This window comes from Methylobacterium sp. CCH5-D2 (assembly GCF_001556475.1).
In the GTDB taxonomy this organism is placed as follows: Bacteria; Pseudomonadota; Alphaproteobacteria; order Rhizobiales; family Beijerinckiaceae; genus Methylobacterium; species Methylobacterium hispanicum.
On the sequence record NZ_LSIX01000656.1, the window covers coordinates 1 to 11,195 of the forward strand.

The 11,195-nt window shown below is 73.1% G+C and carries 10 protein-coding genes and 2 pseudogenes; 3 read left to right on the forward strand and 9 right to left on the reverse strand.

The window, feature by feature from the left end:
• Window positions 1-306, forward strand: a pseudogene (locus tag AX737_RS37270) (calcium-binding protein); the annotation flags it as partial.
• Window positions 307-361: 55 nt separating this feature from the next.
• On the opposite strand, the gene AX737_RS17370 reads toward AX737_RS37270, so the two are convergent.
• The 4 genes from AX737_RS17370 to AX737_RS17385 all read right to left on the reverse strand — a co-directional run bounded on the left by AX737_RS17370 (window position 362) and on the right by AX737_RS17385 (window position 5,683).
• Complete coding sequence (locus AX737_RS17370; RefSeq protein ID WP_066923626.1) at window positions 362-640, reverse strand: DUF1488 family protein; 279 nt, start codon at window positions 638-640, stop codon at window positions 362-364.
• 96 nt (window positions 641-736) lie between these two features.
• Window positions 737-1,078, reverse strand: a complete 342-nt coding sequence (locus AX737_RS34555; protein WP_197430618.1) for a hypothetical protein — start codon at window positions 1,076-1,078, stop codon at window positions 737-739.
• A gap of 120 nt (window positions 1,079-1,198) precedes the next feature.
• Window positions 1,199-4,015, reverse strand: a complete 2,817-nt coding sequence (topA, locus tag AX737_RS17380; protein WP_066923628.1) for a type I DNA topoisomerase — start codon at window positions 4,013-4,015, stop codon at window positions 1,199-1,201.
• Window positions 4,016-4,180: 165 nt separating this feature from the next.
• Window positions 4,181-5,683 carry an undecaprenyl-phosphate glucose phosphotransferase gene (locus AX737_RS17385; protein WP_066923645.1) on the reverse strand — a complete coding sequence of 501 codons (1,503 nt, stop codon included), beginning with the start codon at window positions 5,681-5,683 and terminating at the stop codon, window positions 4,181-4,183.
• A 251-nt stretch (window positions 5,684-5,934) separates the two neighbouring features.
• On the opposite strand from AX737_RS17385, the gene AX737_RS17390 reads away from it, so the two are divergent.
• Window positions 5,935-7,194, forward strand: a complete 1,260-nt coding sequence (locus AX737_RS17390) for an MFS transporter (RefSeq protein ID WP_066923630.1) — start codon at window positions 5,935-5,937, stop codon at window positions 7,192-7,194.
• Window positions 7,195-7,215: 21 nt separating this feature from the next.
• Here the strand turns inward: AX737_RS17390 and AX737_RS17395 are convergent, their stop codons facing one another.
• On the reverse strand, window positions 7,216-7,557 hold the full coding sequence (locus AX737_RS17395; RefSeq protein WP_066923632.1) for an antibiotic biosynthesis monooxygenase: 342 nt from the start codon (window positions 7,555-7,557) through the stop codon (window positions 7,216-7,218).
• A 320-nt stretch (window positions 7,558-7,877) separates the two neighbouring features.
• Between AX737_RS17395 and AX737_RS17400 the strand changes: the two genes are divergently transcribed.
• Window positions 7,878-8,291 (forward strand): helix-turn-helix transcriptional regulator, encoded by a 414-nt coding sequence (locus AX737_RS17400; protein WP_066923635.1) that lies wholly within the window; start codon window positions 7,878-7,880, stop codon window positions 8,289-8,291.
• Between the two features lie 7 nt (window positions 8,292-8,298).
• Here AX737_RS17400 and AX737_RS17405 read toward each other — a convergent pair whose 3' ends face one another.
• From AX737_RS17405 to AX737_RS34560, 4 genes and pseudogenes are all read right to left on the reverse strand, one after another.
• Window positions 8,299-9,618 (reverse strand): cobyrinate a,c-diamide synthase, encoded by a 1,320-nt coding sequence (locus AX737_RS17405; RefSeq protein ID WP_066923637.1) that lies wholly within the window; start codon window positions 9,616-9,618, stop codon window positions 8,299-8,301.
• A complete protein-coding gene (gene cobM, locus AX737_RS17410) occupies window positions 9,615-10,397 on the reverse strand; it encodes a precorrin-4 C(11)-methyltransferase (protein WP_066923639.1) in 783 nt (260 codons plus the stop codon). The genes AX737_RS17405 and cobM overlap by 4 nt, the downstream gene beginning before the upstream one ends.
• 8 nt (window positions 10,398-10,405) lie before the next feature.
• Window positions 10,406-10,789 (reverse strand): cobalamin biosynthesis protein, encoded by a 384-nt coding sequence (locus AX737_RS17415; RefSeq protein WP_348626806.1) that lies wholly within the window; start codon window positions 10,787-10,789, stop codon window positions 10,406-10,408.
• A pseudogene (locus AX737_RS34560) lies at window positions 10,786-11,195 on the reverse strand (cobalamin biosynthesis bifunctional protein CbiET); the annotation flags it as partial. The gene AX737_RS17415 and the pseudogene AX737_RS34560, both read right to left, overlap by 4 nt.

Sequence of the window (11,195 nt, forward strand, 5' to 3'; positions counted from 1 at the left end):
TACGGGAACTTCGGCGACGACGCGCTCTACGGCGGCCAGGGCGACGACGTGCTCTTCGGCAATGCGGGCGACGACGTGCTCGTGGGCAATCTCGGAGCGGACCGCTTCGTGTTCGGCGCGAATTCCGGGCGCGACCTGATCCTCGGCTTCGACGGCAGCCAGGGGGACCGCCTCAGCCTCTCGGGCCAGACCTACACGCTCGGCTCCGCCGCGGGCGGGAACGCCCTGCTCCTCCTGTCGGGCGGCGGTTCCGTCGAACTCGCCGGCATCAGCGTAGCCCAGTTCGGCAGCGGCTACCTCGCCTGAGGCCGGGGGACGGGCCGGTGGAGGCGCGCGGCCTCCACCGGCACGGCAACCGCGCTCAGGCGCCCGGCGCGAAATCGTTCGCGGTCAGCTCCATCAGGTCGTTCGGGAAGCTGCCGCGGTCATAGGCCCGGCTCGCCGCGGCCTCGATCGCCGCCCTGTGCCGCAGGAACACGTCGAGCGGGTCGCCCCCGTCGTCGCCGAACTGCTGGCGCAACACCTCCGCCTCGATCTCGCAGGCGATCACGCGCTGTCCGTTCGTCATCGGAAAGCGGATCGCGCCCTCGGTGGCCGCATCGTGGTGCGGCGCGCCGTGCGTGTATCTCTCGAGCGGCATCGGGCTTCTCCCTGTCTGGTTCATCCGCCTCGTTCGCGGTGTCGCACGGGGAGGTAGCGTGGCCGACGCCCGTGGCGAGAGCGGGGACCCGGGCGCTCAGTCGAGCCGCGGCGTCAGACGGCCGCCTGCAACGGGGCGCACCGGGTCGCGCCAGGGCTGGGCCCGCGTGACCGGAGCCCGGCCGACGCTGAAGCGCAGCGGTCGGTGATGGTTCAGCGCGTGGCGATGGCGCCGGTGGTGGTGCCAGCGGCGATGGTGGTGCCTGTGCCAGCGGTGGCGGTGATGGCGCCGCCAGTGCCGCCGCCAGCGAACCTCGACGATGGCGCTGTCGGCGGCGCCCGCGAGACCGGCGGCCGTCGGCAGCGTCATGGCGGAGGCCGGGGCGGACGCCATGAGCCCGCCCGCGAAGGCCAGGGCGAGACAGAACCTCTTGATCACGCGACCCCCTCTGCGATTCGGTCGGATGCGAAACGTCGCCGGACCCGAAACGGTTCGCCGTCCCGTTCGCCCCGGCACACGCGTCCGGGCGAGACCGCTCGGTCAGGGTGTCGCGCGGCGCTAGGCCGGATCCGATCCGGCCGTCGTCTTGGCCGCCTTGGTCGTCTTGACCGTCTTGGTCGTCTTGACCGTCTTGGCGACGCTCGCCCCGGCAGCCTTGGCAGCCGGCTTCGCCGCGGCCTTGGCGCGCGCCTTCGTGCCCGCCTTGGCCCCTGCCTTGGCCCCTGCCTTCCCGGCGGGTGCGGCCTCGCCGTCCCCGTCCGCCTTCCTCGCCGCCGCCTTCCGGGTGGGCTTGGCCGCCGTCTTGCGGCCGCCGCGCGCGGGCTTCCCGCCGCCCGCCTCCCGCCGCGCCTTGACGAGGGCGATGCCCTCTTCCAGCGTCAGCGCCTCGGCGCTCGCGGTCTTCGGCAGGGTGGCGTTCACCTCGCCGTCCGTCACGTAGGGGCCGTACTTGCCGGCCTTGACGACGAGCTCGCGCCCGCTCGCCTCGTCCTTGCCGAGCGGACGGCCAGGGTCGGCGGCCGGCCGGCCGCGCCCGCCGCCCTGCTCCTTGGCCACGATGAGGTCGATGGCGCGGTTCGCCCCGATCTCCAGGACGTCGTCGTCACGCCCGAGATTCGCGTAGGTCTTGCCGTGCTGCACGTAGGGCCCGAAGCGGCCGAGATTGGCCAGGATCGGCTCGCCCGTCTCGGGATGGCGCGCCACCTCGCGGGGAAGCGCCAGCAGCCGCAGCGCCTTCTCCAGATCGACCGCCGAGGGCGCGAGGCCCTTGGGCAGCGAGGAGCGCTTCGGCTTCTCGGCGCCCTTCTCGGTCGAGGCCTCGCCGAGCTGCACGAAGGGCCCGAAGCGGCCGTCGCGCAGGCTCACCGGCAGGCCGGTGGCCGGGTCGTCGCCCAGCACCCGCACGCCCGGCTGGCCGCCGTCCGCGGAGGAGCCCTCGCCCTCGCCGTCGAGCCCCGAGGCCGAGAGCTGGCGGGTGTACTTGCACTCGGGGTAGTTCGAGCAGCCCACGAAGGCCCCGAACTTGCCGAGCTTCAGCGAGAGTTGGCCCGAGCCGCAGGTCGGGCAGGCGCGCGGGTTCGAGCCGTCCGCCTTCTCGGGGAAGATGTGGGCGCCGAGCAGCCCGTTCAGCGCCTCCAGCACGTCGGTGACGCGCAGTTCCTTCGTGTTGCCGATCGCGGCGGAGAAGTCGCGCCAGAAGTCGCGCAGCACCGCCCGCCAATCGATCTCGGCGTTCGAGACCCGGTCGAGCTGGCCCTCGAGGTCGGCGGTGAAGTCGTACTCGACGTAGCGCTTGAAGAAGCTTTCCAGGAATCCGGTGACGAGCCGTCCCTTGTCCTCGGGCACGAGGCGCTTCTTCTCGATGCGCACGTACTCACGGTCGCGCAGCGTCTGGAGCACGGCGGCGTAGGTCGAGGGTCGGCCGATGCCGAGCTCCTCCATGCGCTTGACGAGGCTGGCCTCCGAGTAGCGCGGCGGCGGCTCGGTGAAGTGCTGGGTCGCGGTGATGCGCTCGCGGGTGAGCGCATCGTTCGCCCGCATCATCGGCAGGCGCTTCGACTCCTCGTCCTCCTCGTCGTCCTTGCCCTCCTGGTAGAGGGTGAGGAAGCCGTCGAACTTCACCACCTGGCCGGTCGCGCGCAGATCGAGCCTGCGCGGGCCGACGCTCGCCTCGACATCGACGGTGGTGCGCTCCAGCTCGGCCGACTCCATCTGGCTCGCCACGGTGCGGGTCCAGATCAGCTCGTAGAGCTTGGCCTGCTCGGGCTCGAGGTGGCGGGCGATCTGCTTGGGCAGCAGGCCCATGTCTGTCGGGCGCACGGCCTCGTGGGCCTCCTGCGCGTTCTTGGCCTTGACCGTGTACTTGCGCGGCGCGCCCGGCACATAGGCGTCGCCGAACTCGCGCCCGATCACCGCGCGCGCATCCTGGATGGCCTCGGGCGCCATGTCGACGCCGTCGGTCCGCATATAGGTGATGATGCCGACGGTCTCGCCGCCGATATCGACGCCCTCGTAGAGCCGCTGGGCGACCCGCATGGTCTGGGCCGGGGCGAGCCCGAGCTTGCGCGAGGCTTCCTGCTGCAGCGTCGAGGTTGTGAAGGGCGGCTGCGGATGGCGCTTGGCGGGCTTGGCCTCGACGGCGGCGACCCGGAAGGTCGCGAGTTCGAGGTCGCGGCGGAAGGCCGCCGCCTCCTCGCCCGTGCCGACGTCGAGGCGCTGGATGCGCCGGCCGTCGGCGCCCACGAGCCGCGCGTCGAACACGCCGCCCTTGTCGGTCGCGAGGGTGGCCACCAGCGACCAGTACTCGCGTGGGCGGAACGTCTCGATCTCGACCTCGCGCTCGGTGACGAGGCGCAGCGCCACCGACTGCACGCGGCCCGCCGAGCGGGCGCCCGGGAGCTTGCGCCAGAGCACCGGCGAGAGGTTGAAGCCGACCAGATAGTCGAGCGCGCGACGGGCCAGATAGGCATCGACCAGCGCCTGGTCGATCGCGCGGGGCCGCCGCATCGCCTGCTCGACCGAGTCCTTCGTGATCGCGTTGAAGGTGACGCGCTCGACCGGGATGCCTTTCAGCGCCTTGCGGGCGGTCAGCGCCTCCAGCACGTGCCAGGAGATCGCCTCGCCCTCGCGGTCCGGGTCGGTCGCCAGGATCAGCTTCTCGGCGCCCTTGACTGCCTTGGCGATCTCCGAGACGCGCTTCGAGCCGCGGTCCTCCAGCTCCCAGACCATCTGGAAGTCGGCCTCCGGATCGACCGATCCGTCCTTGGCCGGCAGGTCGCGGATATGGCCGAAGGAGGCCAGCACCTCGTAGTCGCGGCCGAGATACTTGTTGATCGTCTTGGCTTTGGCCGGCGACTCGACGACGACGACTTTCATGGACGGATCAGCCTCTCGACGGAGCCACCGCGACGGGTCGGACGGATTGTGCGGATGGCCGGCCCCTGGGCGGGATGGGGCCTCGCGGCGGGACAAGTGGTTCACGGGGCCCGTGTTGTCAAATCGCGGCCCGGAACCTGAGGTCGCCGCCGGCCCGCGGACGGGTCAGAATGCGTTGTCGTAGGCGCGGGGCGAGACCACCGTGCGGAGGATGATCCGGATGTCGAACCAGAGCGACCAATTGTCGATGTAGTGCAGGTCGTGGGCGACCCGGGCCTCCATGTCGGCGTCGGTCAGCGTCTCGCCGCGCAGGCCGTTGACCTGGGCCCAGCCGGTGATGCCGGGCCGCACGTTGTGGCGCCGGGCGTAGAGGGCGATGCGCCGCTCGAAGCTGCGGTCGTGCGCCAGCGCGTGCGGGCGCGGGCCGACGAGGGACATGTCCCCCTTCAGGACATTGAGGAGCTGGGGCAGTTCGTCGAGGTTGGTGCGGCGCAGGAAGGCGCCGACCCGGGTGACGCGCGCGTCGTTCCGGGTCGCCTGCCGGAAGGCCGCGTCGGCCTCGGCCCGCATGCTGCGGAACTTGAAGACCCAGAAGGGCTGCTGGTTGAAGCCGTAGCGCTTCTGCCGGAAGAAGACCGGACCGGGCGTGTCGAGCCGGATCAGGACGGCGACGACGCCGAGGAGCGGGGCCAGCAGCGCCAGCGCGACGAGCGACACCGCGAGATCGAAGCCGCGCTTCAGCGCCACCTCGGCGAGGTTGAGCGGGCGGCGCCCGACATTGATCCCGGACAGCCGTCCGATCCGCGAGACCTGCATGTCGGGGAAGCGGTCGAGCACGGTGCCGGGCCGCAGGTGCAGGGCGGCCGGCACGCGCAGGAACGCGTCGATGCAGCGCTCGACCTCGGCGGTGGAGGCCCAGGGCACGAGGATGAACACGTCGTCGGGCCGCAGGAAGCGCACCACGGAGACGGCGAGTTCGAGATCCTCGTCCAGCTGAGCCTGGCGCGCGGCGGGGTCGGCCTCCGGCGCGGGAGCGCGCAGGTAGCTCGTGCCGATCACCCGCAATCCCAGGGCGTCCGCGGCGTTGCCCGCGTAGAAGCGGGCGATGTCCTCCTCGTAGCCGACGAGATGGATCCGCACGAGCGAGGACGAGCCCGGCCGGGCGAGGCGGCGCACCAGCCGGACCGTGAGGGCACGGCCGAGCATCAGTGCCGGCAGTCCGAGCACGAAGGTCCCGGCCGCCACCGCGCGCGAGAAGTCGGTCGTGGTCTTGGTGACGAAGCCCACCACCAGCACGGCGCCCCAGGCGGCGAGCCAGAGCGAGGCCGTGCGCTGGAGCTGGGGCCGGCGGTCGAGCAGGGTCTCGATCGTGTAGCTGCCCCGCAGGGTGTTGGCACAGAGGACCACGAGGGCGAGCAGACCCGCGAGGCGCCACGCCCGCAGGTGGGGGGAGGCCGGGGGTCCGACCTCCATCGTGTAGGCGTAGGCGTATTCGAGGAGCAGCGTCACGCCGACGATCACCGCCAGATCGACGCAGGCCGCCGCGAGCGGGACGCCGAGCCGCGCGAGCGCGCGTCGGCGCCGCGGCAGCAACGCCGCCCAGACGGTCCGGCGCGCACCCGGTTCGGGGAGGGCGCGGTAGATCCGAGGAGGCCGATCTTGGAACATCTGCTGGGCCATCGGTCCGTTCTGGTCGGAGAAATGTCCTGAAACGGGACAGGTTCATGCGTCCGCGACGTCGCACCGCCGCTTGTCCGCAAGCTCCGCGCCCGCCGCGTCGGTGCCGGCGCGGCACGCGGGCCACTTCGTCACCCGCAGCACTGCCGGGCGCCCCCCGCCTGCGCTAGGGATCGGTTTTCCGGACCGTGCGACGGTCCTGCGACGGCGAGGTCTCGGGACGCGCCGGGACGGATGCGGCGATGAGCGGACAGGGCATCGAGGTTGCGGGCGCGCTGCCCGCGGGCGAGCGGCCGGCGGCCGCCGGGGCCGCGACCGCCCGGGATCCGGCGTCCGGACCGGCCCTGGCGATCCTGGCCGGGCTCAGCCTGTCGCACCTGCTCAACGACCTCGTGCAGTCGCTGCTGCCGGCGATCTACCCGCTGCTCAAGGCCCGCTTCGCCCTGGATTTCGGGCAGGTCGGCCTGATCACCTTCGTGTTCCAGGTGACGGCCTCGATCCTGCAGCCGGTGGTGGGGCTCTACACCGACCGCCGGCCGCTGCCCTTCTCGCTGGCGGGCGGCATGACGATGTCGCTGGTCGGCCTCGTCGCGCTCGCCACAGCCTCGGCCTACCCCGCGCTCCTCCTCGCCGCCGGGCTGATCGGGATCGGGTCGGCGGTGTTCCACCCGGAGGCCTCGCGCGTCGCCCGGCTGGCAGCGGGCGGGCGCTACGGCCTCGCGCAGTCGATGTTCCAGGTGGGCGGCAACGCCGGCACGGCGCTCGGACCGCTGCTCGCGGCGGCGCTCGTGGTGCCGCACGGCCAGGCGAGCGTGGCCTGGTTCACGCTGGCCGCGCTCGCGGGCATCGCGGTGCTCTCGGCGGTCGGGCGCTGGTACCGGGCGCGCCTGCGGACGGCGGTGGCGCGGCCCCGGGCGGGCGGCGGCGCGGAGAACGGCCTGACGCGGCTGAGGGTGGGCACGAGCGTCGCGGTCCTGCTCGCGCTGATCTTCTCCAAGTATTTCTACATGGCGAGCTTCTCATCCTACTACACATTCTACCTGATCGACCGCTTCGGCGTCTCGGTGGTGCAGTCGCAGCTCTACCTGTTCGTCTTCCTCGGCTCGGTCGCGGCCGGCACGATCCTCGGCGGCCCGATCGGCGACCGCATCGGCCGCAAGCCGGTGATCTGGGGCTCGATCCTGGGCGTGCTGCCCTTCGCGCTGGCACTGCCCCATGTCGGCCTCGGCTGGACGGTGGCGCTCACCGTGCCGATCGGCCTGATCCTGGCCTCGGCGATGCCCGCGATCCTGGTCTTCGCGCAGGAATTGCTGCCCGGGCGGATCGGGCTCGTCGGAGGGCTGTTCTTCGGCTTCGCCTTCGGCATGGGCGGCCTCGGGGCGGCCGTGCTCGGCGAGGTCGCGGACCGGACCGGCATCGCGTTCGTCTACGGGCTCTGCGCCTACCTGCCGCTGATCGGCCTGCTCGCGGTCTTCCTGCCGCGCCTGCGCCCGGCCGCCTGAGGCGACCGGGCACCGGGCGCCTCAGGCCGCGGCCTCGTCCGGCGTGGCGGGGCGGGCGACCGTCTGGATCGTCTCGAAACCCTCGAATTGCGGGTGGCCGAGATAGAGCGGCTTGGTCGAGGGCACGCGGCCGTGCGCCTTGCGGAACTGCTCGGAGCGCGTCCAGGCCTCGAAATCGGCCCGCGAGCGCCAGATGGTGTGCGAGGCGTAGAGGACGTGGTCCTCGGCTTCCGGGCCGCGCAGCAGGTGGAACTCCACGAAGCCCGCCATCTCGCCGAGGTGGCTGTCGCGTCCCAGCCACACCTGCTCGAACTCGGCCGTCGAATCCTTGACCACCCTGAAGCGGTTCATGGCAATAAACATCCGCATCTCCGTTCTGGTGCGCGTGAGCGCGAGGGTTCAGGCCCGCGGCAGCGGGAGTCAACCGCGGACTCAGCATTTCGCGCGCGGGAGACCTTCCTCCGGCCGCACGGTGGAGATGGACATTTTGCGCAACTTGAGCATATGAACGGGATGTGCTGTCGGGCGGCCGGCTGAGAACTCGCACGACGCGCACCCGAGGGGTGAGGTCTCCGGCGTATCCCGGACGGCGGCGCGGAGATCTCGGCCCCGGAAGGGTGTCGGGGCATCGGGCGGCGGCGGGCTGGCGCGGGCGGCAACGTGAAGAGGGTGGTTCTGGTCCGATGATGCCGAAGCAAACGACCGACGTGGACCGCCTCGTCGGCATTCGCATCACCGCGTTGCGGAAGGCGCGCGGCCTCAGCCAGACGGCCCTCGGCAACGCGGTCGGCGTGACATTTCAGCAGGTTCAGAAGTACGAGAAGGGCCAGAACCGTGTCGGCGCCGGGCGCCTGCGCGAGATCGCCCGCCTGCTCGAGGTGCCGGTCTCGGCCTTCTTCGAGGACGAGGGCCAGACCGAGGGACCGCAGGAGGACGTGTTCGGCTTCCTCAGCGCGCACGGGGCGATCGAGTTGCTGCGCGCCTACGCCTCGATCCAGGACGACCAGGTCCGCCGCGACGTGCTCTCCATCGTGCGCGCCGCCGCCCGCCTCTCGCAGGCCAAGGCCGAGGCGGGCGCGGAGAACCCCGAATCCTAGTCCGCCCTCAGGCCGGCTCGGCCGCGATCAGGTGGAAGAAGCTGCCGGTGACTTGGCCGCTGCGGTGCCCGGCGAAGCCGAGATCCGTGCCCTCCGCGTCCGTCACGCGCGCCAGCGCGACCGATTCGTCGGGCGCCGCGGTCATCTCGCCCGCGTAGTGGAACTCGTGCCCGACGAGACGGGTGCCGGCCGGACCCAGCACCCCGTCGGCCACCAGATGCGCGACGCGATAGCCGAGATGCAGGCGACGCCGGGCATAGCTCGTCGCTACCGCCAGAAGACCGGCCATGCGGTGGGCCACCCCGTCCGCATCCTCCAGGCTCTCGCCCAGAACCATGTAGCCGCCGCACTCGCCGTGGACGGGCTTCTCCGCCGCGAAGGCTCGGAGGCCGGCGCGGAAACGCTCCGCCGCGGCGAGCCGGCCGGCATGGAGTTCGGGATAGCCGCCCGGCAGCCAGCAGACGTCGCAATCGGCCGGCGGGGCCTCGTCGGCCAGCGGAGAGAACGGCACGATCTCGGCACCGGCCGCCCGCCAGCCCGCCTCCTGATGGGGGTAGAGGAAGCTGAAGGCGGCGTCGCTCGCCACCGCGATGCGCTGGCCCGGGGGCGGGGGTAGGGCGCCCGCGGCGGAGGGCGCCGCACCGGCCGCGCAGGCCAGGATCGCGTCCAGGTCGAGTCCGGCCTCGGCGAGGTCAGCCAAGCGGTCGAGGCGGGCCTCGAGGTCGGCGGTCTCGCCGGCCTGGACGAGGCCGAGATGGCGTTCGGGCAGGACGAGGCCCGCGTCGCGGGCGAGCGCGCCGAGGACCGGGATCCCGACCCGTTCGAGCCCCGCCTCGACGAGGCGGCGGTGGCGCGGGCTCGCGACCTTGTTGAGCACAACGCCGGCGACGCGCAGGCTCGGGTCGTAGGTGGCGCAGCCGAGCGCCACCGCGGCCGCCGACTGGGCCGCCCCCGAGACGTCGAGCACGAGCAGCACCGGCCAGCCGTAGCGCGCCGCGATGTCGGCGTTGGCCCCCGTCCGGCTGGGGGCGGCCCGCACCCCGTCGAACAGGCCCATCGAGCCCTCCGCCACCACGAGGTCGGCCCCGGCGGCCGCGTGCCCCGCCACCGCGTCGAGGAGAGCGGGGCCCATCGCGAAGCTGTCGAGGTTGAAGCTCGGATGCCCGGTCGCGGCCCGGTGGAAGGCGGGATCGATGTAGTCCGGCCCGCACTTGGCGCCGCGGACCCGCAGACCGCGCCGGGCAAGCGCACGCATCAGCGCCAGCGCGACGGTGGTCTTGCCGGAGCTGGAGCGCGGCGCGGCGACGAGGAGGCCGGGAACGCTCATCGCGCACCCTCGGCCGCCACCGCGCCGCCGGGCCGGAAGCGCCGGTCGTAATCGGCGGCGTAGAGGGCGCTCTCGCGGAACTCGTGCGGGTCGAGGGCCGGGCCGACGAGGATCAGCGCCTGCCGCTCCAAGCCCGCCTCGGCCGCCTGTCCGGTGATGGTGGCCAGCGTGCCGGTGAGCACCCGCTCGTCGGGCCAGGAGGCGCGGTAGACGATCGCGGCCGGGCAGTCCGCGCCGTAGAACGGCGTCACCTCGGCCACGAGCTTCTCCACCACGTGGATCGACAGGTGGAGGGCGAGCGTCGCGCCGGTGGCCGCGAAGGCCGCGAGCCGCTCGCGCTCGGGCATCGCGCTCGCGCGGCCCGAGGAGCGGGTCAGCACCACCGATTGGGCGAGGCCCGGCACGGTGAGTTCCCGCCGCAGCGCCGCGGCGGCGGCCGAGAAGGCGGGCACGCCCGGCGTCACCGTGTAGGGGATGCCGAGCCGGTCGAGCCGGCGCATCTGCTCGGCCAGCGCGCTCCAGATCGCGAGGTCGCCGGAATGCAGCCGCGCGACGTCCTGGCCTCTCGCGTGCGCGGCCTCGATCTCGGCCACGATGGCGTCGAGGTCGAGGGGCGCGGTGTCGACGATGCGGGCGCCCGGCGGGCACCAGGCCAGGATCTCGGGCGCGACGAGCGAGCCCGCGTAGAGGCAGACCGGACAGGCGGCGATGCGGTCGCGCCCCCGCACGGTGATGAGGTCGGCCGCGCCCGGTCCGGCGCCGATGAAGTGGACGGTCATGAGGTCTTCTACAGGCCTCCCGCGTACCCTGCGAGCGCGCAGGTGGCACCGGGGCTGGCGATGCGGGGGAGGGCGAGCGCCGCCTCCGGCCCCGCGGCCGCGAGGGCGGCGGCCTCAGCCAGCGAGCCGACGCCGCGCAGGGCTTGCAGGCGCTCCGAGCGGGTGAACACGCGCGCATCCGCGGCCACCAGGGCGTCGGCTTCGACCCCGTGCGGGACGAGCCCGAAAGCGGTGGCCGCCTCGCGGAGCGCCGGCATCCCCGCGCGGTCGGCGGCCGTGGCGATGCCGGCGAGCGCGCCCGGCTCCAGGCCGGCTTCGGACAGTGCCCGGCGAATCAGCCCGGCGATCTCTGCCGCGCCCGTGCCGGCCCGGAACCCGACACCCGCGATCACGAGCACGTCCAGACCCACTGGGTCACCGGCATGGCGGAGCGCCAGCCATGCATCCCGCCGACCGGATCGGCGCGGGAGATTGCGAGGCGGCGCAGTGCGCCCCCGCGCTCGCGGAACGCCGCGAGCAGGGACGCCTCGCCCTCCAGCGTGACCGCGTTGGCGACGCAGCGCCCACCCGGCCGCAGCGCCGCACAGGCCGCCGCGATCACGCCAGGGTCCGAAACGCCGCCGCCGATGAAGACCGCGTCCGGGGGGGCGAGGCCGGCCAGCGCCTCCGGCGCCGTGCCCTCCACCACGTCGAGGCCCGGCACACCGAAATCGTCGGCGTTGCGCCGGATACGCGCGGCGCGCTCGGCCCGCGCCTCGACCGCGACCGCCCGCATGGCGGGGTGGCGCAGCATCCACT